The organism is uncultured Senegalimassilia sp. (assembly GCF_902464545.1).
Lineage (GTDB): Bacteria > Actinomycetota > Coriobacteriia > Coriobacteriales > Eggerthellaceae > Senegalimassilia.
Genome location: NZ_CABQJR010000010.1, coordinates 1 through 24712 on the forward strand (window position 1 = coordinate 1; position 24712 = coordinate 24712).

General features: G+C 63.4%; 17 protein-coding genes. 8 read left to right on the forward strand and 9 right to left on the reverse strand.

From position 1 onward, the window contains the following. Positions 1 to 531: 531 nt before the first annotated feature. The 7 genes from pknB to RDW26_RS04115 all read right to left on the reverse strand — a co-directional run bounded on the left by pknB (position 532) and on the right by RDW26_RS04115 (position 11514). Entirely contained in the window at positions 532 to 2604 is a 2073-nt protein-coding gene (gene pknB / locus RDW26_RS04085) for a Stk1 family PASTA domain-containing Ser/Thr kinase (RefSeq protein ID WP_307982633.1), read from the reverse strand. Positions 2605 to 2679: 75 nt separating this feature from the next. Next, positions 2680 to 5475, reverse strand: coding sequence for an FtsW/RodA/SpoVE family cell cycle protein (locus RDW26_RS04090; RefSeq protein WP_298626940.1), 2796 nt, complete (start codon positions 5473 to 5475; stop codon positions 2680 to 2682). 6 nt (positions 5476 to 5481) lie between these two features. After that, positions 5482 to 6702: a Stp1/IreP family PP2C-type Ser/Thr phosphatase gene (locus RDW26_RS04095; RefSeq protein ID WP_307982634.1), complete on the reverse strand. Its 1221-nt coding sequence runs from the start codon at positions 6700 to 6702 to the stop codon at positions 5482 to 5484. Next, positions 6702 to 7115, reverse strand: coding sequence for an FHA domain-containing protein (locus RDW26_RS04100; protein WP_042432199.1), 414 nt, complete (start codon positions 7113 to 7115; stop codon positions 6702 to 6704). Before RDW26_RS04100 ends, RDW26_RS04095 begins: the two co-directional genes overlap by 1 nt. Before the next feature lie 21 nt (positions 7116 to 7136). Next, complete coding sequence (locus RDW26_RS04105) at positions 7137 to 8327, reverse strand: FhaA domain-containing protein (RefSeq protein ID WP_118349384.1); 1191 nt, start codon at positions 8325 to 8327, stop codon at positions 7137 to 7139. Between the two features lie 336 nt (positions 8328 to 8663). Continuing rightward, entirely contained in the window at positions 8664 to 10655 is a 1992-nt protein-coding gene (locus RDW26_RS04110; RefSeq protein WP_307982635.1) for a LuxR C-terminal-related transcriptional regulator, read from the reverse strand. Positions 10656 to 11052: 397 nt separating this feature from the next. Next, on the reverse strand, positions 11053 to 11514 hold the full coding sequence (locus RDW26_RS04115) for a hypothetical protein (RefSeq protein WP_307982636.1): 462 nt from the start codon (positions 11512 to 11514) through the stop codon (positions 11053 to 11055). A 367-nt stretch (positions 11515 to 11881) separates the two neighbouring features. Between RDW26_RS04115 and RDW26_RS04120 the strand changes: the two genes are divergently transcribed. The 7 genes from RDW26_RS04120 to RDW26_RS04150 all read left to right on the forward strand — a co-directional run bounded on the left by RDW26_RS04120 (position 11882) and on the right by RDW26_RS04150 (position 19289). After that, complete coding sequence (locus RDW26_RS04120) at positions 11882 to 12697, forward strand: hypothetical protein (protein WP_307982637.1); 816 nt, start codon at positions 11882 to 11884, stop codon at positions 12695 to 12697. Between the two features lie 3 nt (positions 12698 to 12700). Beyond that, complete coding sequence (locus tag RDW26_RS04125; RefSeq protein WP_298626927.1) at positions 12701 to 13408, forward strand: molecular chaperone; 708 nt, start codon at positions 12701 to 12703, stop codon at positions 13406 to 13408. Positions 13409 to 13511: 103 nt separating this feature from the next. Next, positions 13512 to 14045: a TIGR00730 family Rossman fold protein gene (locus tag RDW26_RS04130; RefSeq protein WP_298626925.1), complete on the forward strand. Its 534-nt coding sequence runs from the start codon at positions 13512 to 13514 to the stop codon at positions 14043 to 14045. 126 nt (positions 14046 to 14171) lie between these two features. Then, entirely contained in the window at positions 14172 to 15770 is a 1599-nt protein-coding gene (gene groL, locus RDW26_RS04135; protein WP_298626923.1) for a chaperonin GroEL, read from the forward strand. Positions 15771 to 16088: 318 nt separating this feature from the next. Continuing rightward, positions 16089 to 17345 (forward strand): Fic family protein, encoded by a 1257-nt coding sequence (locus tag RDW26_RS04140; protein ID WP_298626921.1) that lies wholly within the window; start codon positions 16089 to 16091, stop codon positions 17343 to 17345. 9 nt (positions 17346 to 17354) lie between these two features. After that, the gene (locus tag RDW26_RS04145) at positions 17355 to 18059 is read left to right on the forward strand and encodes an SOS response-associated peptidase family protein (protein WP_307982638.1); all 705 of its coding nucleotides are present in this window, start codon (positions 17355 to 17357) and stop codon (positions 18057 to 18059) included. A gap of 153 nt (positions 18060 to 18212) precedes the next feature. Beyond that, the gene (locus RDW26_RS04150; protein ID WP_307982639.1) at positions 18213 to 19289 is read left to right on the forward strand and encodes an HNH endonuclease; all 1077 of its coding nucleotides are present in this window, start codon (positions 18213 to 18215) and stop codon (positions 19287 to 19289) included. A 150-nt stretch (positions 19290 to 19439) separates the two neighbouring features. Here the strand turns inward: RDW26_RS04150 and RDW26_RS04155 are convergent, their stop codons facing one another. Both RDW26_RS04155 and RDW26_RS04160 read right to left on the reverse strand, forming a co-directional pair. Continuing rightward, positions 19440 to 20600, reverse strand: coding sequence for a DNA/RNA non-specific endonuclease (locus tag RDW26_RS04155; RefSeq protein WP_307982640.1), 1161 nt, complete (start codon positions 20598 to 20600; stop codon positions 19440 to 19442). 160 nt (positions 20601 to 20760) lie between these two features. Further along, positions 20761 to 22182: an FAD-binding oxidoreductase gene (locus RDW26_RS04160; protein ID WP_307982641.1), complete on the reverse strand. Its 1422-nt coding sequence runs from the start codon at positions 22180 to 22182 to the stop codon at positions 20761 to 20763. Between the two features lie 369 nt (positions 22183 to 22551). On the opposite strand from RDW26_RS04160, the gene RDW26_RS04165 reads away from it, so the two are divergent. Then, positions 22552 to 24702, forward strand: coding sequence for a protein kinase (locus tag RDW26_RS04165; RefSeq protein WP_307982642.1), 2151 nt, complete (start codon positions 22552 to 22554; stop codon positions 24700 to 24702). Positions 24703 to 24712 lie beyond the last annotated feature (10 nt).

Below are 24712 nucleotides of genomic sequence, written 5' to 3' on the forward strand. Positions count from 1 at the left end.
CCGACGTACTGATTCGTAGTCAGTCCCTCTATCCAGCTGAGGTAACGGCGCACATCGAAACAGCAACGAATATTATGCGCGTATATCGGCAATGAGTCAACACCCAATTTCGGCCAATATCAAATTTTTTGCGATTAGCGTTGCTGGGCGCCGCTAGCGAACACGGCAAGGCGACCGAACAGGGGACGGAGGTGCGTTCACGTTTAGCCCTTCGGTGACGTGGCATGTTGCCGCGAACGCACCTCCGTCCCCTGTTCACGCATGGGTCGGATGCGCGCGTCTCCGTTGTAGCTGCTTTCCGTAAGCTACTGCCGGTATGTGCAAGGTGTTGCCGACTGTGCCTATGGTCGAGGATAGCCGCCGTATGAACACACCTCCGTCCCCTGTTCATCTTGCACCGGCGGCTCTGGGTCGGACTCTCTCCGCCCTATTAATCCGAAAGCCGACTGTGATCGATTCCGAGCATAAAGAAAGGACCCCGAGTGGGGGTCCTTTCTTTATGAGGCAAACGGGAGATGCTTGCCGTTGGTTTTAGTTGCTGGAGCTGCTGCCTCCGTTGGTGTTGGAGCTGGAGCCGCCGCCGTTCGTGCTGTTGTTGCCGGAGCCGCCGCCGTTCGTGCTGTTGTTGCCGGAGCCGCCGCCGTTCGTGCTGTTGTTGCCGGAGCCGCCGTTGGTGGAGCTGCCGGAACCCGTGCTGATGACCAGGTGCACGGTTTTGCCGGGGTCGAGCTCGGTGCCGCTGGTGGGCGTCTGGCTGATGACGTTGCCCGAGGAGACGGAGCTGCTGGCCTGGTACTCGGTGGTCACCTTGAAGCCCGCGTTGTTGAGCGTGGTCATGGCGCTGCCCTCGGACTGGCCGACGACGCTGGGCACGCTCACGGCCTTGCTCTCCTTACCCTTCGACACCACGATGTTCACGGTGCCCTCGGCCTTGAGCTTGCTGCCGCTGGACGGGGTCTGGCTGATGACGAGGCCCTCTTCGACGGTGTCGGAGTACTGCTGATCGACGGTGACGTAGAAGCCGGCGTTGTTCAGGGTTGCGGTGGCGCTGCTGCGGGTCTGGCCGACGACGTCGGGCACGCTGGTGCCCTCGGAGCCGAGCGACAGGTAATAGGTGACAACGGTGTCCTTGGCGACCTTGGAACCTGCGGCGACATCCTGGCGCGCGATGCGGTCCTTCTCGACGCTGTCGGAATATTCCGCGGTGCCAGCCTTGTACTTCAAGCCGTTGGCTTGCAGCAGTTTCTTAGCCTCATCTGCGGTTTTGCCGACCAGGTCGGGAACCTCTATCTCCTGCGAGCCTTGCGAGACGGTCAGGTTGATGGTGGAGCCCTTCGCCTTCTTGGTCTTGGCGGCGGGGTCCTGGCTGATGACCTTGCCCGAATCGACGCTGTCGGAGTAGGACTGCGTGACGTTGCCAACCTTGAAGCCGGCGGACTGGATGGCCGACTTCGCTTGGTCGAGCGTCTGCCCGGTGACGTCGGGGACTTCGATCTGCTCGCCGGAACCGCTGTTTCCACCCAAGGCGAACGCGGCGATGGCGATAAGCGCGACCACGGCTGCGACGGCAGCCATTATCGCGGCAACCTTCTTGCCCTTTTTCTTCGGAGCGGTGTTGTCCGACATGTACGAATGGTTTTGCGAGCTGCCGCCGTGCTGGTTGCCGCCGCCGACCGCGGGCATGACCGCGGTGCCGTCGGGCATGGGGCCGATGTTGGGCACGCCGCCCATGATCTGCGTCTGCGCGCCGGTGAAGCCCGCGCCCAGGGCGACGGGTCGGCCGGCCAGGTAATCGTTCAGGGCAGAGCGCATGTCCTTGGCGGTTGCGAAGCGCTCCATGGGGTTCTTCGACATGGCCTTGAGGATGATGGCCTCAAGGGAGGGGTCGATCTCAGGGTTGAGCTCGCGCGGCGGCACAGGCTCGTCCTGAACCTGCTTCATGGCGACGCTGACCGCATCGGGGCCGTCGAAGGGCAGCTTGCCCGTGGCGGATTCGTACAGCACGATGCCGAGCGAGTAGATGTCGCTGGCGGCGGTGAGCTCCTTGCCCTGCGCCTGCTCGGGGGAGATATAGTGCGCAGTGCCCAGTACGCTGGAAGTCTGCTCCTTGGTGGAGTTCTTCGCGCGTGCGATGCCGAAGTCCATGACCTTCACGTTGCCGTCGGGCTGCACCATGATGTTCTGCGGCTTGATGTCGCGATGAATGATGTCGAGACCGTGGGCGACGGAGAGCGCCTGACACACCTGGCTGCCAATCTCGGCGACCTTGCGCTGGTTGATGGCGCCGCGCTGGTTGATGGCGGTCTTCAGGTCGGAGCCGCGCACATATTCCATGACGATGTAGTACGTGCCCTCGTCTTGGCCCCAGTCGTACACGTTGACGATGTAGGGGCTTTGCAGGTTGGCGGCGCTAGCGGCTTCTTGCTTGAAGCGCTGCGTGAAGCTTTCATCTGCGGCATATTGGGGCAGCATGACCTTCACTGCCACCAAACGACCCAAGACGTTGTCTTGTGCGCGGTACACCTCGGCCATGCCGCCGATGCCGATGCGCTCGGTGATTTGGTAGCGGTTGTTGAACACCCTGCCGATCATGTTTCCGGTCACGTTTGAACTCCTTTAGGTCACATGCTGGGCGGAATTTTGAGTAAAACCCATAGTACCCCGCTCAGCATACTTTTTCTATATAAGCCCCTGAACTTCCAAAGCTGTTTGCAAGATGTCATGAGCCTTCTGGGTGCCCACGCCTTCGTCGCCGTCCTCGATGACCACGGCAACCACTACGCCGGCGTTGTCTGCGGGCGCCATGCCCACGAACCAGCTGTCGTTGCTGTTGGCCTTCTCGGCCGTGCCCGTCTTGCCGGCCACTTCCACGCCGTTGATCTGCGCGGCGGTGCCGGTGCCTTGCTTGACAACGCCCTTGAGGATATCGCGGACGCGCTTTGCGGTGTCGGAGCTGATGGAGGTGCGCAGTTTCTCGGGTTGCGCCGTGAAGCTGCGCTGGCCGTTGGCGTTGTACACGCCGTCCACCAGGTAGGGCTTCATTTCCACGCCATCGTTGGCGATGGCGCTTCCCACCATGGCCATCTGCAGCACGGTGGCCTGCGGGCCGGCGGGGCTTTCGTGGTTCATGGGGTTCACCGGCTCGCCGGCGGCGGCCCAGGCGGTCTCCCATTCGGTCATCTCGCTCGGGTCGGCCATAAGCGACGTGTACATGACGATGGGGAAGTCCAGGTCCTGGTTGAACCCGAAGCGCTCGGCGCCCTCCACCAGTTTATCGGCGCCCATCTGCACGCCCAGCTGGCCGTAGACGGTGTTCGCCGACCACCATGTGGCCTGCTCGAGCGTTTGCGTGCCGTAGCTGGTCTTGTTGAAGTTCGACACGGTGGCGTTGCCGATGGTGATGGTTCCCGGGGACGAGAACGTGGTGGACTCGCGCGCCACGTCGTCTTCGATCGCCGTGGCCAAGGTGACCATCTTGAATGTGGAGCCGGGCGCGTACAGCGTGCCCGTGGCGCGGTTGATCAGCGAGGTCTCGGCCGTGCCGGAGTTCGCCTGGGCGATCACCTGCTCGAAGTCCGCGGCGTCGTAGGTGGGCGCGCTTGCGAGCGCCAGGATGGCGCCGGTCTTCGGGTCCATGACGATCGCGGCGCCCTTGTTGCCGGCGAGCGCGTCCTGGGCGGCCTGCTGGATCTTCGAGTTGATGGTGAGCGTGACGTCGTTGCCGGCGGTGCCCACGCCCGCCATATCGTTGAGCACGTCGGTCCAGCTGGCGAAGCTTTCCTGGCCCTTCAGGGTCTCGTTGTACGAGGCCTCGATGCCCGAGGTGCCGTACTGCTGCGACACGTAGCCGACCACGTGGGTGGCCAGGTCGCCGGCGGGGTAGATGCGCTCGTAGCTGCCGTCGTCGTCCATGGCGCTGCGCGCCAGCACGATGCCGTCGTAGGTGGAGATGGTGCCGCGCTCGCTCTTCGCTTCCTTGGCGAGCGTGTGGTTGTTGCCCGGCATGGTCTGGTACGAATCGGCCTGCACCACCATGATCATGGTGAGGTTCGCCACCAGCAGGGCGAACAGCGCGCTGCACAGCAACATGCCGTTGGTCAGGCGCTTGCCCAGGCTGATGCGGCCGAGCACGCTGTTGGAGTGCAGGCTGGAGGTGGTGCCGTTGAGCATCTCCGTGCCCACGCCTGTGGCCTCGTCGCCCGCGCGCAGCAGGAAGCCCACAATGATGAAGCTGCCCAAAAGCGAGGAGCCGCCCTGGCTGATGAAGGGAAGGGTGAGGCCGGTCAGCGGGATGAGGCGCGTGACGCCGCCCACGATGATGAACGCCTGCAGCACGATCATGCCCGTCAGGCCCACGGCCACGAAGCTGGACACGTCGGACTTCGCGCGCGCCGCGGTCAGGAAGCCGCGGATGGCGAAGCACAGGAACAGCAGCAGCACGCCGGCCGCGCCCAGCAGGCCGATCTCCTCGGCGATGTCGGCGAAGATGAAGTCGCTTTCCACGACGGGGATGGCGTTGAACGCGTCGGTGCCGCCCGCAAGGCCGTTGCCCAGGCCCACGCCGAACAAGTCGCCGTCGGCGATGGAGTAGAGCGCCTGGCACAGCTGGTAGCCGGTGTTCTGCGCGTCGGAGAACGGGTCGAGCCAAGTGTTGACGCGCACCTGCACGTGGCCGAACGCCGCGTAAGCGGCAAGGGCGCCCACGGTGATCAGGCCCAGGCCCACCACCAGGTAGAACTTCTTACCCGTTGCAACGTAAAGCATGAGCAGGAACACGAAGAAGAACACCATGGCGCTGCCCAGGTCCTTCTCGAACACCACGATGACCATGGCCACGCCCCACATGAGCAGGAGCGGCAACAGCGATCGGATGTCTGGCAGGTGGAACGGGCCCATGCGCACGGTGAACACGGACAGCAGCTCGCGGTTCTCGGCCAGATAGCTTGCCATGAACAGCACGATGACGATCTTGGCGATCTCGCCGGGCTGGAAGGAGAAGCCGCCGATGTGCAGCCAGATGCGGCTGCCGTAAATCTCCTGGCCAAGGCCGGGGACCATCGGCGAGAGCAGCAAGAGGATGCCCACGAGCATGAGGGTGTATTTGTAGTTGGCGATCTTATCGAGGTTGCGGAACAGCGCCAGCACCACAATCATGCAGGCAACGCCCACGAACAGCCAGACCACCTGGCCTTGCGCCATGTTGGGCGCGTCCGTGAACGGCGCGATGCGCGTGATGAAGGCGATGCCGATGCCCGATAGGCCGAACGCCAGGGGCAGCAGGGCGGGGTCGGCGCCGGGTGCGAGCTTGCGCACGGCAAGGTGGGCCACCACGAAGGCGGCGAAGATGCCGATGGGCACGCTGAGCGAATCGACGTTGACCTGCTGGCCCTCGTTGATGGCGATCATGACGAACAGCAGCGCCACGACCGGCGCCGCCACCAGCAGAAGGACGAGTTCTATGTTGCGACGGGACATGATGTGCTACCTCTGCGTTCCCGTGGCGGTTTGCGAGGCGACCGCCGGCGCGTTCGCGGCGGCGTCGTTGGTGGTCGCGGTAGCGTTTGCCTGCGTGGATGCGGCCTGCTCGGAGCCTTCCGGCTTGCTGCGCTGAGCCGCTTCGTCGCGATATTGCTGCACCAGGTCATGCGCGGCGTCCATGTTGTCCACGCGGATGCCCTCCTGCAGGCGCGTGGCTGTGCCCGGCTGCAGGCTGTCGACGCTCACGTCGGTGACTTCTTGTTGCTTATATAAGTGCATGCCCAGGAAATCGGCGGGGATGCCCTCGTAGACGGCCACCTTGCCGTTGTCCTCGCCCAGGTATGCGGTGGTGTGAAGCCATGTGTGCACGCCCCACGCGCCGCCGCCCAGGATGGCCAGGAACAGTACGAGCACCAGCGCCACGGAAAACTTCGTCTTGCGCGCCAGCTTGCGGCGGCGCTTCTCGGCGAATCCGGTGACGTTGGAGACGATGACGGTGACGTTGTCGTGGCCGCCGGCGGCGATTGCCTCGTTGACCAGCTGCGATGCGCAGCGTTGCGGGTCGGGCACGCGTCGCATGACGGCTTCGATCTGCTCATCCTCGATCATGGACGACAGGCCATCGGAGCACACGAGCAGGCGATCGCCCGTTTCGACGTTGATCTCGTACATATCGGGGCGCGTGTTGGGGTCGGACCCGAGCGCGCGCGTGATGACGGAGCGCTGCGGATGATGGCGCGCTTCCTCGGGAGTGAGCTGGCCGGCCTCGATCATGTCGGCCATAAGGCTGTGGTCGCGCGTGAGCTGCTGCAGCTTGCCGTGGTGTAACAGGTAGGCGCGCGAGTCGCCGACCTGCGCGATGATAAGGCGCTCGTTTTCCAGCATGCAAGCGGTCAGGGTGGTGCCCATCCCCTCGCGGCCGCGCCCGTCGCGCGCCGCGCGGATGATCTCGTGGTTCGCTTCTTCGACGGCATGCTCAAGGGCGGTGCCGTCGAGGTCTTTCGGGGCCAGCTCGGCCAGCACGTTCACCGCTATCTCGGAGGCCACCTCGCCTGCGGCGTGGCCGCCCATGCCGTCGGCGACGGCGAATAGCGGCGGTGCCACCACCAGGCTGTCTTCGTTGTGATCGCGCACGCAGCCGACGTCGGTTCGGCTTCCGAACGTGGTGACGGCGCCTCTGCGCGTGCGTTGGGTGGAGCGGTAGGAACGTTTATCACGGGACATTATGCAAACCTCACGCGAATGGCCACGTCGCCCACGTTGACGGTGTCCCCGTTACGCAAGGCGGTGGGCTCGTTGATGAACTGGCCGTTTACGGCCGTGCCGTTAGTGGACCCCAGGTCCTCCACGAACAGGTTCTGCCCCATGAGGCTGAAACGGGCATGCCTGCCGGACACGTAGCCCGCGCCGATGACGATGTCGGCCCCGGGGTTGCGGCCCACGATGACCGGGCCGCGCACTACGATGGATACGCCGCGCAGCTCCTTCGGGCCCTTTTCGACCGAAAGGCTCCACGTGCGCTCGCGTTTGCGCTGGCCGCGCACCGCTCCGATGCCGGTTTTCATGATGGCGAACAGGAACAGGTACAGCAGCGCGACGAACAGCAGGCGGATGAGAAGCAGCGCGTAATCGATCACGGGGAATCCTCTCGCTTTCGCTTAGGCCAACGTGAAGACGAAGTTCGTGGACCCCATGGCGATGTGGTCGCCCTCGTTCAGCGGCTGGCTGGCGACGGCGCGACCGTTGACGTACGTGCCGTTGGTGGAGCCCAGGTCGGTGATGACCCATGCGCCCTGCGGGCTCAGGGAGATCTCGGCGTGGGTGCGCGACACGTTGATGTCGGGGATGGTGATGTCGTTGCGCGACTCGCGGCCGAGCGTGACGCGGGCGCTTGCCAGGTCGATGGCGCGGTTGGCGGCCGTGTCGATCAGGCGGGCGCGGGAGGCCTGCTGCGGCTGAGCGGGCTGCTGGCCCGGCACGCCGGCGCCGGCGAACATCACGGTGTTGGCAGCCTGCTGGGGTGCCGCCTGCTGCGGCATGGCCTGGGGTCGCGGGGCGGCAGCGGCTGCCTGACCTGCAGCGTAGCCGGCAGCGGCTGCCGCAGGGGCGGCGCCGGCGGCATAGGCGTTGAACTGATCCACCGCACCGGCCGCGGCCTGCTGCGCCGCAGCGTAATCGGGAGCGGCAGCGGGCTGGTCCCAAGATTCCTGCGCGGGAGCCTGATAGCCCTGGGCCTCCCAGCCGTTTCCGGCGGGCATCTGCTGATAGCCCTGGTTGCCGTACTGATCGTATTGGTCGTACTGACCGTACTGATCGTGCTGGTCATATTGGTCGTACTGGTTAAAGCGCTGGTCGGGCATGGCTGCGCCTGCGCGGCCGAACTGCTGCGCAGGGTATGCGGCGGCTGCGCCGTAGCCGGCGTTCGCCCCGCCCAGGCCGTAGCGTTCCATCTCCTCGTTGCGCAGCTGGGAGATGATGGGCGCGGCGACGGCTTCGGCGATGACGTCGAACTTGCCGTGCTTGAGGCCCTCGTCCACGATGAAGCGCACGAGCGGCTGGCCGTCCATGGTCAGGCCCTGCTCGGAGGCCTTCGCGGCTAGGTAGGTTTCCGTTTCACCCGCGAGCGTGGGGTAGTAGCCAAACAGACGGCGGTCGTCGTCGGGGTTGACCAGCACGGTGTAGAGCGTGGGCGCGTACTGCTTGCCGGCGCCGACCATCTTCTCGCGGCGCATCTGCTTTTCGGCCTTCTTGGCGATCTGAACGGGGGAGATGGGGGCGTCGAACATCTTGTCCGCCGTGCCCTCGAACGTGTCCTCCATTTTGCCTTCGAACTTCGAGAAGATGCCCATTACCGCTCCTTGCAACGCTGTTCCATATCATGGCGGCGATAAGCCGCGAATTTACCGATGGTCCATCATGCCACAAACATAATGGCGAGATGGCGTCCTTTATGCAATCGTCATTTTATTGTAAGCGGGGAAAGCGGGGAATCGCCAGGTGAAGCGTCGGAAAAGCGGGGGAGGGGGTCTAGGGCGCGGGAGCGGCGCCCGCGCATGCGCTTGTTGCCGAAACCCGGCGTTCGCGTTCTCCCGAGCCGTCTCCGCACCGGGCCAAGCCGGCCCCGCGCTGGGGCCAGGGCTGTTGGCGGGTCGTGCCCCGCGCTGGGCTAAGCCTGCCCCGCGCCGCTATTCCGTCGGCTGCGCGTCCTCGACCATGCGCATGAGGTCCTGCTGGTTGTGGATGTCGCACTTGCGGTAGATGTGGCGGATGTGCGTCTTGGCCGTGCCCTCCGAGATAAAGAGCTTCTCCTGGATGTAGGCGGCGTTATGGCCTTTTGCCAGGAAGAATAGGATCTCGGTCTCGCGACGCGACAGGAGGAACGTGTTTGCAACGGTCTCGCATTTGCCGCGGAAACGGCCGCCGCCGCGCGCCGGTTCTCCAGGTCTCGCGAAGCGCGCTTCGGCAATCGCCGCGGATGCGGGCTGGGTTGCTTGCTGTTCGCGCGCGGCGGGCAGGGCGGATGACGTTGCGGTCGAGTCCGCCGCGTCGTCGTTCCCGTTCGTGGTTCCGGCAGGTTGTGCAACCGCCGTGTTTTCAGAACCGCTCGCGTCCCCGGTCGGTTCCGCGCCCATCGCACCTTCGCCGTTTTCGCGCGGGGTGCAGTCCGTAGCGGTGTTATCAGCTGAAGCGGGAACTTCGCGAGAAGCTGCTTCGGCTTCCCTGCGGATGGAGGCCGCGGTGTCGGTTGCTGAGGAAGCGGCCGCCAGTGCGGATGCTTCGCCTTTTGCTGCCAGGCCGTCTGCCGCTCGTTCGCGCTGTGCAGCGCTCTCGGCCATCCCCTGCTCAAGGGCGTCCATGCCCTTGGCCGCGCCGCAGTTGCGCTTGCCGGCGGCGCGCTGGGATTCCTCTTTGCGCTCGAAGCTGGCTGACACGGCTTTGATCAGGGGACATGGCATGATGATCGACTCGATTTCGCGCTCGCGGGGCAGCAGCGCATAGGCGAACACGATGACGAGCAGCAGCAAGATCACCAGCGTCTGCTCGCCGAACGGCAGCAGGTGCGCGTAGCTTGCGAGGGCGACGGGCACGAGCGTGCCGAACATGATGGCGACCGCCATGATGGCGCGGCCCAGACCGAACACGAAGACGGGCGACAGGCGGAAGCGCTGCGACAGGTCGGCGAAGAAGATCCACATGAGCGACTCGAAGCACAGGAAGCCCACGAGCATGATCACGCTGGTCAGAGCCGCGTTCTCGGTGCTTGCAAGGGGCATGATGAACACGGTGACGGCGATGAACGGCACGAGGGGCTGGAAGAAGCGGCTCCAGCGGTCGCCGCCGCCGAGCGCCATGATGGTCACGAGCACCAGCACGGTGGCGCAGCCGGCTGCCAGCAGCAGCATCGGCTGCGCGCCCACGCTGGTCTTCATCACGAGGTTCTGCAGCGAGTTCGAGCGAAGCATGCCCAAGGCGATGCCGAGCACCAGCACGGGAGCGCCGAAGCGCGCAACGAACCTGCCGCGGTTGATGGGCAGCGGTTTGAAGATGGGCACCTCGTCGCGCTCATGAAAGGGCTTGGGCGTTTTCTTCAGCAGAATAGCCAGCTCAAGCAGCGGAACGCAGGCGATCGCGATGGCGGACACGGGGAATGGCGCATAGTGCAGCACGGTCGCGAACAGGCCGATGGCGATGGAGATGGCGATGGCCGTGTTCAGCACGATCGAGGCGCTGTCGGTGCGGGCGAACGCCGTGCCCCAGTATACGATGAGGATAGCCGAGCCGATGCCGGTCATGATGCCGGACGCCGTTTCCGCCAAGGGGATTCCGAAGAAGGGAACCGCCAGCAGCAGCAGCGAGCCTACGCACGAAAGCGCGGCGCCGATGCAGAGCAGCTTGCGGGATGTGTACAGCTTCAGGAAACGCTGGTCCGTGGCCGCGATGAGTAGCATGGCGAACACGTAGACGATGGTTGAGATCAAGTAGGGCATGGTGACGCTGCTGCCGTAGAGCCCCTGGAAGCAGGGCATGGGCCCGAACACCGAGGCGGTGCCGAACATGGTGGCGTACACCCACGCCTGATGCAGGCCGTAGCCGACCGACAGCAAGCTCAGCTCGCCGAATGCGCTCTCGTCGCCGAAGTCGGCATTGAGCGTGATCCTTGGAACGCGTACCCCCATACGCAAACCCCTCCCGGTATTGTGTTGTGCATCCTCTTCGCCGTCTATGATACCGGGCGATGGGGGGATGATGCGCGCGACTGATGGGGTGATTTTGATGTCACCCTGCTAAAGTCAGGCTATTGAACTGCGGAAATGGAAAAATCATCCCAGGAGGATGATGCTGCGGGAGCGTGTTTGCTTCGCATTGGAGGCGTCTCCGTGCAGCCAAGCGCCATCGGTCTGGCCGAGCGCGTTCGCCGGCCTCGCTCGCCACCGTGCGCGCTGCGTTCTGCCCGTCGGTTCGATTGCGCACGCGTTCGCAGCTGCGTTCCATCGATCTTGCCGCCCGCGCCCGCGTTCGCGATCTTGCCGCGCGCGGGCCGGCTGGCCGACCGGCCCATATGCGCGTCGGGCGCTAGGCCACCTTGATGACCACGTTGTCGTAACGGCTGAGCTGGGTGTCCTCACCCGTGGTGCCCTGACCGTCGTGCGTGGTCTGCGTGCCCGGCTTCTGGGCCTCGGCGGCGTACACGGTTGCCGTGTACTGCTTGCCGACCAGGTAATCGGCCAGGCTGGTGGCGTCGTAGTTGTGAATGGCCTCGAGGCCGTTCTGGTTCTCGCTGGACATGACGTCCTCGTTCAGCAGGTCCTTGACCGTGCTTCCTTCGGGAACGATGACCAGCTCGCTACGGATAGCGCCGCCCTGGGCGGTTTCGTCCAGCACGCACGTGACCTCGTACACGCCCTTGCTTTCCACCTGGACGCCCTCATCGCTGTGGACGTAGTAGAACGCATAGGCCGGCACGGCGATCATCGCGCACGCGCAGCACGCGACCGCGATGGCAAGAAGCTTCTTGCCCCAAGATACGTTTGCCATTTGAGCCTCCCTTCTCGTAAGAGTCGAGGAATGGAAGCCCCGCTTTCGACAACGTGGTTTGCAGTATACGGGCGCACAGCTGTCCAAGCAACCGATTCGCAAGCCTGTGACCTGGGCAAACACGGAATCAGCCCCCGCGTATGATGCCGTCAGCGTCCGGGGCGGCTCGGGAGCGGCGGCAACTTCGCCATTTTAGGGTTTGCGGGATGATGGCCCGTTCCCCGCGCTTCCTATAATGGGCGGCAGCGAAGAGGAAACGCGCCTGCGACCTGGGTGTTCGCAGGCATTCGGCCGCTGCTTCCAAGAAGGGCGGCCGCCTTGGGCGCTCGGCGCGCAAGGTTCGACACGAAGAACAGGGGGATTCACGATGGCTGAAGACCAGATTGCCGGCTTGTGGGACGAAGAGGAGGAGTTCGACCCGCTGGCCGTTGATGACCTGGACATCGACCAGGAGGACATGGACGACGACAACCCGCTTGACACGGTCGACTATCCCACGATGCGCAACATGCCCGAGGACATGCGGCGCGAGTCGGTGTACAGCCCCGAGCGCCAGGGCGGCGCCGTCGAGGCGGTGCTTTCCCTATTCGACCACAATCCGGCCCGACGCCCGGTGCTGGTGTCCATTCTCGGCTGGTGCGACGGCGGCTGCCTGAACAGCGAGCTGACGGAGAAGGTGGACGCGCTGCAGACGGACAACCGCTCGGTGTACGGCACCACCACGCTGTGCCGCATGCTCGAACGCGCCGGCGCGCTCGAACTGGAGATGCCCGAGACGTCCGAGGAGCGCGAGGATGCCGGCGAGGGCGTGGAGTTCCTGGAGATCAAGGAGTGCGTCGACCCCGTGTGGCGCACCACCGATGCGGGTCGCGAGGTGTTCGGGCAGATGACGGACGGCTCCGCCTTCCGCACCATGGTGTTCGACCGCGATGCGAAGTACCTGGAGGTATACCGTGCCGTGATGGGGTTCGTGAACGAGCGTCCGCGTTCGAAGGACGATATCGAGCAGCTGGTCGACGCGTTCGAGGTGGTGCAGAGCCCGCGCCGTTTCGGCGGGCACTTCATCGACATGCTGGAGAAGACCGACGCGCTGTGCTGGAAGGACCGCTCGTGGCAGTTGACCGATCTGGGCCGCCGCATGCTGCCCGAGGTCGAGGTCGCGTTTTCGAAGAAGGGGGAGTAACCGATGGCTGAGGATATGATCGCGGTGCAGGCCGCCGAGCAGGAAGCGGACCTGGTTGCGTTGATGGACGGCCGCGCCCGTACGTACGGCCTGATGGCGCGCCTGTTTCTGAAGGAAGTCGACAAAGCCGTGCTCACCGAGCTGCAGGGCATGCGCTTCCCGGCCGCCACGGGCAACGCCAAGGTGGACGAGGGCTACCACATGCTGTACGACTACCTGCGCACCAGCTGGGACGACAGCATCAACGAGCTGGCCGTCGACTATGTGCGCACGTTCATCGGCCACGGCGTCAACGGCTTCTCTGCGGCGTATCCGTTCGAGAGCGTGTACACCTCCGAGCGCCGTCTGATGATGCAGGAGGCCCGCGCCGAGGTGCTGCAGACGCTGCGCGAGAACAACCTCAAGCGCGGCAGCTGGACCGAGGGCGAGGACCATATCGCCCTTGAGCTGGAGTTCATGCAGCGCATGGCCATGCGCACCGCCGACGCCCTGCGCGCCGGCGACGAGGACGCGGCCGTCGAGCATCTGCGCACGCAGCGCACGTTCGCGCAGGATCACCTGTTGAACTGGCTGCCCATGATGACCGAGGACATGCGCCGCTTCTCGCGCACCATGTTCTATCAGGGCCTGGCCCAGCTAGTCATGGGGTATGCCGAGGAGGACGCCGCCGTGCTGGACGAGCTGCTGGACAGCGTGGAGCAGGCGGCATAACGTTTGAGGTTTAGGGACCCCGGTGCGCAGGCGCGCGCCGGGGTCCTTGCTGTAATGGTGTACCCTAGGCAGCGCTGTGACTTTAGGACCAAGGGGGTTCGCCATGAGGATATGCGTGTTCGGCTCGTCGAGCCGAGATTTGGATGCGCTGTACATCGATGCCGCTTGCGAGCTGGGACGCACGTTGGGCGAGCACGGGCACGGCCTGGTGTTCGGGGGCTACGACGTGGGCCTGATGGGCGCGGTGGCGCACGGAGTGGGTGACGCGGGCGGCAGCGTCATAGGCGTCGTCACCGAGGGCCTGAACAAGAAGGGGCGCCCCGTGTACCCGTGCACCGAGCTGATCTGCGAATCCGACCTTGCCACCCGTAAGACGCGCATGACCTCGCTGGCCGATGCGTTCGTCACCTTGCCCGGCGGCCTGGGCACGTTCGACGAGTTCTTCGACATCGTCTCCCAGGTGAAGGCCGGCGAGCTGGATGCGAAGAGCGCCATCCTGAACGTGGGCGGCTATTTCGACCCGCTGGTCGAGATGCTCGACCGCGCGACCGCCACGGGCCTCAACTCTACCGACTGGCGCAGCAACTGCGACGTGTTCGACTCCCCCGAGCCGTTGGCGGCGTGGCTGGAAGCGTAAATAGGTAACGAAACGCTTCCGTTTCCCATAAATACCTGCCTGCATCTAGCACTCGTGGGCAAAGAGTGCTAACTTTCTTTGGTAGCAAATATTGTTATGCACGTGCTCAAGGAAGGGGCTCATAGCATGGCTAAGGAAATCGCATACGACAACGAGACGCGCGAGAAGCTTGCGACCGGTGTGGCGAAGCTGGCCGACGCGGTGCGCGTGACCATCGGCCCGAAGGGCCGTTACGTCGGCATCACCAAGAAGGGCGAGCGTCATCCCAACGTTTCCAACGACGGCGCTACCGTTGCCGCACATGTGGGCGCATACGACCATGTGGAGAAGATGGGCCTGCAGGTGGTCCGCGAGGCGGCAACCGCCGCGAACAACGAGGCCGGCGACGGCACCTCCACGGCAACGCTGCTCGCCGATGCCATCGTGCGCGAGGGCGTGCGCTACGTTACCGCCGGCAACGACCCGCTGGCGCTGCGCCGCGGCATCCAGAAGGCCGCCGACGTCGCATCCGACGAGCTGCTGAAGGCCGCCACGCAGGTGACCACGCGCGAACAGATGGCCGAGATCGCCACCGTCTCCTCGGGCGACCCCGAGATCGGCGCGAAGATCGCCGAGGCCCTGGACGAGATCGGCCAGGACGGCGTCATCTCCGTTGAAAAGTCCACCAAGTTCGGCATCGACCTGGAAGTCAAGAAGGGCATGCTGTTCGACCGTGGCTTCATCTCCCCGTACATGGCCGACGACATGGGCTCCATGACCGGCGAGCTTGAGCAGCCCTACATCCTGATCACCGACCAGCGTCTTGCCGACAACTTCAAGGACGTCGTGCCCGTGCTGGAGGAGGTCATGCAGTCCGGCCACCCGCTGCTCATCGTGGCAGACGACGTGCGCGGCGAGTCCCTGAACTCCCTGCTCATGAACCGCCAGAAGGGCACGCTCATCAGCGCAGCCGTCATGTGCCCCGGCGCCGAGGAGCGCCGCAAGGCAGAGCTGGAGGACATGGCCATCCTCACCGGCGGCGAGGTCATCTCCCCCGAGCGCGGCCTGTCGCTGGCAGACGCCAAGAAGAGCATGCTCGGCCGCGCCGCAAGCGTGCAGATCACGAAGAGCCGCACGCTCATCATCGGCGGCAAGGGCAAGCAGGAGGCCATCGAGAAGCGCTGCGAGGCCATCCGCAACGAGCTGAAGAACCCGCATTCCGACTACGAGCTGGACGTCATGCGCGAGCGTTTGGCGAAGCTGTCCGGCGGCATCGCCGTCATGAGCGTCGGCGCTGCAACCGAGACCGAGATGAACGAGATCCGCAGCCGCATCCAGGACGCCCTGCGCGCAACGCGCTCGGCTGCAAGCCAGGGTCTGCTGGCCGGCGGCGGCGTTGCCCTGATCCAGGCATCCAAGGCGCTTGACCAGGTGGAAGCCACCAACGAGGAGGAGCGCTTCGGCGTGGACATCCTGCGCAAGGCGCTCGAGGAGCCCATGCGCGCGCTGTGCAGCAACGCCGGCTACAACGGCGATGTGGAGGTTGCCAAGGCGCTTGAGGCGCAGCCCGGCTTCGGCTTGGATTGCGAGACCGGCGAGTACGGCGACATGATCTCCATGGGCGTTGCCGATCCGGCCAAGGTTACCGTCACGGCCCTGCAGGCCGCCGCGTCCGTTGCCTCGCTTATCCTCATCACCAACTGCAGCATCACCGAGGCTGACAAGAAGGACGAGGAAGAGAAGTAGCAGTCGCGCAAGCAGCTACTGCGCTGATTGGGGGAGCGATTCCCCGATGCGAAGCCTTGGCTTCGCCAACCTCTTTCAATAGAGCACGCTAAACGGGAGCCCCACGGGGCTCCCGTTTTTATACGGAACGCGAAATCGTATAAAGAAGCACTCGAAAACGCGCGCTAAATTATACGAATCCCGGAAATCGTATAAAGTAAATGAGATTCCAGCCCCCTTCTTTATACGAATCGCGAAAACGTATAAAGTTCGAATCGGAATAGGCTGGAATGTTATACGGATCGTCAAAACGTATAACTTGAACCGAAGGGGGCGCGCGTGGATTACAAGGAGCTTGCGAAGGTCTTCCATATGGACTCTTCGAGCAATCGTGCGGCTAATCTTGCCGCAGAGGAAGCCCGCCGCCGCGATTCGGTCGGGACGTTTCGGCTTGGGTATGAAACCAAGGCGGGCGAGCTGTTCCTCGCCGTTCCGAAAGAGCTGTCGGCCCTTACCGAGCAGGTGCTACGCACGGAGCGTAAGGTGACGGCGTTGCTGAACGGAATGAACCTGCTTGCTGCGAATGCCGTTTTGCGAGGGCTGGTGTTCGACGAGGTCGTGTTCACGAACGCTATCGAGGGCATCCATAGCACGCGTCGTCAGATCAAGGACGCGTTGGAGTCGGTGTCGAACGATGCTTCTCGGCGTCGTTTCAAGGAGCTTGCCCTTCTGTATATGGATATCGCTTCTGGCAAGGCGGAGGAGCCGACAACGCCGGAAGGAGTTCGAGCGATTTACGACAGAGTGATGGATGGGGAACTTGATGACGCGCATGTTCCTGATGGCCGGCTTTTCCGCAAGGACGGCGTCGATGTTGTCGCGGGAGGGGTGAATGTGATCCATCGGGGTTTGGAGCCCGAGGAGAAGATCGTCGAGGCCGTAAAGTCGATGCTTGCGCTAATCGAAGACGAGGGGCTTCCGTCACTGTATGCGGCGTTGGCCTCGCATTATCTGTTCGAATATGCTCACCCGTTCTATGACGGCAACGGTCGAACGGGAAGATATCTGTGCTCGCTGATGCTGGACAGGTCGCTGTCGAAACCGACGGTTCTGTCCCTTTCCCGGGTGATTTTGGAGCATCGCGATCAGTATTACAAAGCTTTTCGTAGCGTTGAGAATCCGATGAACAAGGGTGAGCTGACGTTTTTCGTGATGGAGATGATGAACCTTGTGCGGAAGGCTCAATTGGACGTTATCGATCGATTAGATTGCGCACGAAGACGGCAGGGTGAGCTTCGCGAATTGATGGATGATGTCATTGAACGAGCGGATCTCAAGAAGAAGCAGGAACAGGGAATCGTGTTCATGCTCATGCAGTATGAGACGTTCGGGATGTTCGGCGATGCGAGCGTTGAGGAGGTTGCCGACTATTTAAAGGTGGGGACGCAGGCTGCTCGGAAGCATTTGCGCGTGCTTGAGGACAAGGGCGTTGCGGTGAAGGTCAACCAACGCAAGCCCGTGACGTTCGGGCTCACGCAGCAGTTCAAGGAAGAGTTCGGGGTAGAGCCGGTGGTCTGGCGCAATCCTTTCGAGTAGGGGTTCATCGTGTGCAGAAGGTTCACGGTCGTTACATGGGATGAGGTTGCGGAAGTCGTGCGCGAGCTGCAGGTGGATTCGCTTGTGAACGCGCAGCCCGATTGGCCTGCGCGTCCGATGGCTGGTGAAGCCGCGACGGTGCAGGTTGAGCCGGGCGAGGATGCGTTCCCTGGCGCGGGCGTTGACGTGATCGTTCGCGGTCCGGAAAGCAAGCTGGCTGTTGAACGTTTGACCTGGGGATTTCCCGTTGAATGGCAGCAGCGCCCCGTGTACAACACGCGTTTGGAAACGGCGATGGAGCCGAATCCGGGTATGTGGGAGCAGCCGATCGCGCAGGGTCGCGGCATCGTGGTGACGGGCGGTTTCTTCGAGGCGCATGCGACGCAAACGGCACGCAGCCCGAAAACGGGGCGGCGAATCAAGCAGCAGTATCGTTTCGAAAGCGGCGAGGGTTCGCCGCTGCTGCTGGCGACGGTATGCGGTCAAGGCTGCTTCTCGGTGGTAACCACCCGCCCGAACCCGGTTGTGGCGAGCGTGCACGACCGCATGCCCCTGACGCTGTCGCTTGCCGAGGCGCGCTGGTGGCTGCAGGCGTCGTGGCCCAGCCTGGTTGCCAACTGGCAAAAGCTAGCGAACCGCGAAGGGTTCGCGCTAGCAGCCGCCCCGGAGCAACCGCCAGCCCCGGCAGCGCTTGGGCAAGGGACGTTGTTTTAAGGCGTGAGTCGTTTGGGGGTTGCGAACTAGATTTTGCTGTTGCGCACGGCTTTTTCACCTCGGCGTCTTCCGCCGAATTGGTTGTTGTCGAACGGAGCGGACGCTGGCACAATTTGCAGTATGGCTTCGAGAGATGCAAACATATCGACTAAGGTGGAGACAGCGGAGGTGCCGTTTCCTCTGGCGCGCGTTGATGGTTCGATATGCGTTGATGACTTCCTCCCGTATACGAACTTATCGATCGAGCGTGCGCTACGCTTGATTCCTCTTGAGGATGATCCAGAAAGCCATCGCAACCTATATGCGTGGTTTATGAATGAAACCGGGAATGAAGGCATCCGATTCCATGGCAGCACGTTGCCCGGAGTTAAATTCAAGCATGTGGCGCAACGTGGGATTCATGTGCCGAGTCGCCATAGGTATGCGGCAACGGTGACAGTTGCTTATAACAGCTTATACAGCGATAACAACGATGGTGCTCGAGTTGATTTAGGCGATGGAACGTGGATCTTGTATTACTCCGCCCATCAAAATAATTCCGGCGGTACGACCGATATGCACTGGAACCAAAAGCTGGTGAATTGCCTGATGGACGGCGTTCCCGTCGGCGTGTTTCTTCAGCAGAACTCGTCGTCGAGTTCGTATCTGCGCTTTCTTGCATTCGTTGAGGAGTTCAATCCCGAGAACGAGTTGTTTACCTTGCATGGGCCCGTTACGCCTGAGACCGAGCATTTATTTGCCAGTGCGACTCCGCAAGCCGAAATGGGGGAGCCGGCAACGGTTGATGAGCGTCTTCAAACAACCGAGATACGCGATCCAGAAAGTATGGAAGAGGACCGCCGTCGTTTTTCCGTTGCTCGTCGCATGGTGCGTCAAGGGCAGCAAGCATTTAGAAAAGACCTGTTCAAGGCTTATGAGGGGCATTGCGCGGTTACGGGGTTCGATACGAACGAGGTGTTGCAAGCAGCGCATATCCTCGATTACCGTGGAACTCAGAGCAATGTTGTAGAGAACGGTATTTTGCTGCGCTCCGATATTCACTTGCTATTTGATAGTTATTTGCTGGGTATTAATCCTGCTTCGATGCGTTTGGAAGCAAGTTCGCGGATTTCGGACGGACCATACGCAGACCTTGATGGCGCTCCGCTGTTTTTGCCTAAAGAGAAGGCGTTGCGCCCGAACGAGAATTTCCTTATCGCGAAATACAGGCGCTTTAAGTGTTGCGTTTGATCCCGAGGTAGTGCCGTGGCGTTTCTCTTAGATGAAAGATGAATGCCACGGCGCTTTGCCTTTCTTTCGTCTCCCTAGCGATTTCTATCTGTTGTGATCCGTTGGTAAGCGGCTGTTCTCCGTGCTTCTCGAGGACCTTCCCGTGTCAATTTACGGTTTGCAGATGCCGCAGGGGGAATAGCCTTGGGCTATGAGTTGGTCTCGGGTGCCGGTGAAGTCCTGCTTGTTCGCGCTTGAGATGTCGCTGGCGGCGGAACAGTCGGGCTTGTGGAACTTCTTGTTCTTCACGTTCAGGATGTAGTCCTGCTGCTCGGATGCGTTTTGATTGCCGGCGCTGTTGCTGCCGGCTCCGCCGGCATTGCTGGCGTTGCTCCCGTTGCCGGCCCCGTTGCCATTGCCGTTGGCGCTGCTGTTGCCGTCGGCATTGCTCCCGTTGGCGCTTCCCGCCGCTGCCTTGTCCGCTCGTGCGGCTGCTGCGGTGGTGATGGTGGCGCTGCCCTTGCTGGTGACTTGCGGGGTTTCGGACGATTCCCAGCTTTCGCCGGTCACGTAGTCGATGGCCACGCCCGGTTCCACGTTGTACACGAACACGTTGAACTGCACGGCTTCGCCATTGTCCTCAACGGACTTCGCTTCCATCTGAACCCCGCGCGCTACCAGGTCGTTTGCGGCGAACAGCGGGGTGACGCGGTAGAGCACGTGGTTGCCCGTGCTGCGCACGTAGTCGCCCACCAGCTCCTCGTAATACAGCATGCCCACCGCGTTGAAGGTGCGCGTGCCCGTGATGAGGTTCTTCTCGTTGGCGTTTTCTCCGCACAGCTGGTGCGCGATCAGGTGGCTGCGGTTGTACAGCATGCCGTCGTCGACGAAGCTGTATTTGCGCTGCACCCAGCCGCTCGGGTGCACTTGCGAGATGTCGCCGCGCTTCTCGTTGGATATGGTGTCGGGCCCGATGCGCGCGAAGGCGGTGCCGCAGCGGCCTTCGAAATCCAGGTCGCTAAACTGCAGAAACGTCCCGCGCGCCTCGTCCTGTTCCGTGAAGCCGGGCTCGCCGTGGTTGATGTTGATGCATAGCGCGCCGGTGTACGCGGGAATATCGGCGATGGTCGCCTGGGCGGATCGCGCGTCGTCGGAGCCGGTGGAGCCGGAGCCGCCGTACGTGCTGCTGATGGAGCCGCCGTTGCCGGCGGAGCTATCGCCGATGCTGATGGAGCAGCCCGTTGCGGGAAGCGCGAACGAGAACGCCAGCGCCAGGGCGGCTAATGCTGCGGCGATGCGCTGGGGAAGCGGGAGCGTGCGGGTGTCTTTCAACGGCGGCCTTTCTATTTGCGTTTTGCGCTGATTGTAGCTAACGCGTTTGATGGTCGCGTGGGGCTTGCGCGCCCCGTATATGGAACGGCCCGCCTGCGATAGGTGGCACAGACGGGCCGCTGGGAGGTCGATGCTAAGCGAATCGCCGTGTGACCTGGTGTTATTGGCAGACCTTGCCCGGGTTCAGGATGTTGTTGGGGTCGAACACGCGCTTGATGCCGGCCATCAGCTCGATGGCGGTGTCGCCCAGGTTCTCGCGCAGATAGGTGCGCTTGGCGTGGCCGATGCCGTGTTCGCCGGACACCTGGCCGCCCAGCTCGGCGCACTTGGCGTACGCGGCCTCCATCACCTTCGCCGACTGCTCCAGGAACGCGTCCTTGTCCATGCCCTCGTTTCCGCAGCAGTAGATGTGCAGGTTGCCGTCGCCGGCGTGGCCAAACGAGCGGATGCGCATGCCGTGCCCCTCGCCGACGCCCAGCACGAAGCTGAGGAACGACGGGATCTTGTCGACGGGTACCACCACGTCCATTTCGTCCAGGAAGCGCGTGTCGGCTTCGATGGCGGTCAAAAACGCGCTGCGAACAGCCCAAACGTCGCGCTTGTCGGAAGGCTGGCTGAGCACCAGCGTGTCGAAGGCGCCCGACTCGTCGGCGATGCCCGCCAGCATCTCGGCGCGCTGGAAGATCTCGTCTTCGTCGTTGCCGTCGAGCGTGACCAGGATGTACGCGCCCACTTCGCGGTCGTTGACCTTGGTGGGGATGATCTTCGTCCCGCTGAAGTTCGCGGCGGAATCCACGATGTCGCGTTCCATGAACTCGATGGATTGCGGGTTCAAACCAGCGAGCTTGATCTTCGGCACCGTGTTGATGGCGCCCTCGATGTTCTCGAACGGAAGGATGAAGCTCATGTCCTCCTGCGGGTTGGGGAGCAGCTTCATGGTGAGCTCGGTGATGACGCCGAGCGTGCCTTCCGAGCCGATGATCAGGTGCAACAGGCTGTAGCCGCTGCTCGCCTTCGTCACGGGGCGGCCTAGGTGCATCACTTCGCCGCTCGGCAGGACCACGGTCATGGCCAGCACGTAGTCGCGCGTGGTGCCGTACTTCACGGCGCGCATACCGCCGGCGTTGGTGCTGACGTTGCCGCCGAGCGAGCCGGTCTTCTCGCCGGGGTCGGGCGGGTACATGAAGCCGTGCCCGATGGCGTCGGCGGCCAGGTCGCACAGGCGCACGCCGGGTTGAACGCGCACGTTCAGATTGCTCATGTCGTAGGCGATGATCTTGTCCATGCGCATGGTGCACAGGACCACGCCTCCGAGCATCGGCGTGCTGCCGCCCACTAGGCCGGTGCCGGCGCCGCGCACCGTGACGGGGATGCGGTTCTCGTTGCATAGCTTCATGATGGCGGACACTTCCTCGGTGTCCGCGGGCATCACCACGGCGTCGGGCATGTGCGTGCCGTAGATGGGCATCTCGTCGTGTGCGAAATCCTCGTTGATGTCGTCGGCGAAATAGTAGTTGTCCTTGCCGACAATGGCTTTGAGCTCCAGTACCAGCTCAGGTGTCAGTTCGTTGTACTCGGTCATGCGTGCCTTCTTGCGTTTTCGTTTGCGGCAGCGGGGCTTGGCTGCGCGCCGATAGGCTGTGTTCCCCGGACGGCAATGCGCTGCGTTGCGTTTTGCGGCCGGGGGCGCCGTCTATCTTGGTGCGTTGCGGCTTCGCCGAGCGTTGTCGCGCCTTTGATGACCGTTCCATGATAGGCATGCCCGCATAAATCCGAGGCACCGAGTAGGGTATCTGCGGAAAATTTTCGCGCGGGAAGGGAAGGCGCCGGCGGTGCGGGGTCGCGGGTGTTTGCCGCTGGGTTTGAGCGTGCGGGCGAGGGTTTCGCTGTGGGGAGCCCCTATTCGTCGGTGTGCGGCCGCCCCTGCTGCGCCCTGCAATATAATGTGCGCATGACTAAAACGCAGCTGATACTCAATCGATACAAGCCCCTTGCCAAGGCGGGGGTCGGCGGCTTCGGTACGGTGCAGGTGGCATGGGATACGCGCATCCAGCGCAAGGTGGCCATCAAGTGCATCCCCCTGTCCGAGGCCGAGTTGTTGCGCGCTGCCCTCCCTGGGGCCGATGCGCTTGACGTTTCCCCTGATGAGCGCGGCGAAAGCTCGGCTGGTTCTCAAAGCTTCGGCGTAACGGGCGCGCATACGGCGGGTTCCGCGGCATCTTCGGCGACCGCCATCGATCCGGCAGACGTTCCCCCTTGGGAAGATTTGCCCGAGGAAGCGGGTTTTGCGGGGGTCGAGGATGCTGGGGTCCCCGACGGCCCCGATGCACCGGCGGAGCCGACGAGCGCTCCCGCCCGCGAAGTTGGGCCCGGCTTTGCGGGATTCGATCCTGCGGACCCGGCGAGCGCCGATTCGTTTCCTAACCAGCTTCTGCCCGGTCAGTCGGTCAGCCTGACGAATGCGGTCGACCCTGCCAGCCGCCCGCTGGTGCGCACGCTCTCGCGCATCCCCGGATTGGACGAGGCGCGCACGGCGGCCATGCTGTCGGATCCCAGCATCGTCGCGGTGTACGACTTCGAGATCCAGGATTCCACGGCGTACCTGATCATGGAGTACGTCGAGGGCATGACGCTCACTGAGCTGCTGCGCGACCACGACGATCGGCTGACGCTTGATGTGGTCGCCGTCGTGTTCGACGCGGTGGCGCACGCGCTTGAGGTGGCGCACGAGAACGGCGTGCTGCATCTGGATATCAAGCCCGACAACATACTCATCAACGCATCAGGCCAGGTCAAGGTAACCGATTTCGGTCTGGCAACCTTGGCCGACGCGCAGGGGTTCGGCGTGGCGGGCGGTGGCACTATCGGCTACATGCCGCTTGAGCAGATGCGCCAGGAGAACCTTGACGCGCGGTGCGACGAGTGGGCGCTCGCGTCGGTGACGTACGAGATGCTTGCGGGCGAGAATCCGTTCTTGGCTCCGAACCTGTTCCAGGCGCAGGAGGCCATCGAGGACGGCGAATTGGTGCTGCCGTCGCTGTGCTGGGACAACCTCGATCCGGCCGCGGACGACCCCATCTTCTACGCCTTGGATCCCGAGCGCGAGGAGCGCTACGAGTCGGTGGCGGATTTCGCTGAGGAGCTTTCGCCGTTTTTGGGCGACCCGGCGAAGGGCCGTGCGGAGCTGGCCGACATCGCGGCCGGTCCGGAGGAGGAAGAGGAGCCTGAGCCGCAGCCTCGTGAGCCCGGCATCCCGTTGCGCGATCGCATCACCCCCGAGCTGCTGTTCTTCGGCTCGCATGCGTGCGGCGCGGTGGGATCGGCGCTGCTGGCGTTTGTTGCGCTGCAGAACCTCTCGCAGACCGAAGGGTTTGCCAACCCGCTGTTCTGGGGGTTGCTGCTGCTCATCGCGCTTGTCGGCGCGCTTCGCTCTCATCTGGGCGCGCTTCTGGGATTCGTTTCCCTGTCGGCCATGCTGGTGATGTGCGGCGTGCCTGCTGCGGGATGCGTGCTGCTGGCGGGCGCTGGCGTGTGGTGGTGGTATCTGGGTCGCGCGGGCGATGCCACCGCGAACGTCGCGCTGGCGACGCCGCTTGCCGGTGCGATCGGGTTGGGGCCGCTCGGCCCGTTGGCGGCGGGTTTTGCGCTGCGCCCGGTTGCGGCGATGGCGACCGCGGCGTTCCAGGTGCTATGCGGGTTCATGCTGGCAGGCTTGGGAAGCACCTCGTTCATGGGGTGGGACGTGTCCGCCACCTGGCATTTCTCGACGGCGGCGTTCGCAAGCGATGCGGTGATCGACCGGATGGCGGCCATGTTGTTGGAGCCGGGCACATGGATCATGGCGGCGAGCTGGGTGCTTGCGGCGGGTGCATGCGCCCTGCTGCGTTGGCGCCCCACGCGGCTGTTCGCGTCCTTCGGCGTGCTGGCGGGCGCGGCCGTGCTGGTGGCCGGGTTCGTTTTGGCGGCGATTTGCGGGGCTCCTTCCTCATCCGCCTTCACCGATCCTGCCGATGTGGCCTCGTTGGTCGTTTCCGCGGGCATTATGCTGTTCGCCGCCTATCTTCTGCCCGACCCCGAGTATTATGACGAGAGCGACGAATAGCTTCTGCCCC

Coding starts and splice junctions, on each gene's coding strand:
- RDW26_RS04130 (WP_298626925.1), top strand. CDS start 13,512: ATGAGGATATGCGTGTTCGGCTCGTCGAGCCGAGATTTGGATGCGCTG.
- RDW26_RS04120 (WP_307982637.1), top strand. CDS start 11,882: ATGGCTGAAGACCAGATTGCCGGCTTGTGGGACGAAGAGGAGGAGTTC.
- groL (WP_298626923.1), top strand. CDS start 14,172: ATGGCTAAGGAAATCGCATACGACAACGAGACGCGCGAGAAGCTTGCG.
- RDW26_RS04165 (WP_307982642.1), top strand. CDS start 22,552: ATGACTAAAACGCAGCTGATACTCAATCGATACAAGCCCCTTGCCAAG.
- RDW26_RS04125 (WP_298626927.1), top strand. CDS start 12,701: ATGGCTGAGGATATGATCGCGGTGCAGGCCGCCGAGCAGGAAGCGGAC.
- RDW26_RS04115 (WP_307982636.1), bottom strand. CDS start 11,514: ATGGCAAACGTATCTTGGGGCAAGAAGCTTCTTGCCATCGCGGTCGCG.
- RDW26_RS04090 (WP_298626940.1), bottom strand. CDS start 5,475: ATGTCCCGTCGCAACATAGAACTCGTCCTTCTGCTGGTGGCGGCGCCG.
- RDW26_RS04105 (WP_118349384.1), bottom strand. CDS start 8,327: ATGGGCATCTTCTCGAAGTTCGAAGGCAAAATGGAGGACACGTTCGAG.
- RDW26_RS04160 (WP_307982641.1), bottom strand. CDS start 22,182: ATGACCGAGTACAACGAACTGACACCTGAGCTGGTACTGGAGCTCAAA.
- RDW26_RS04110 (WP_307982635.1), bottom strand. CDS start 10,655: ATGGGGGTACGCGTTCCAAGGATCACGCTCAATGCCGACTTCGGCGAC.
- RDW26_RS04095 (WP_307982634.1), bottom strand. CDS start 6,702: ATGTCCCGTGATAAACGTTCCTACCGCTCCACCCAACGCACGCGCAGA.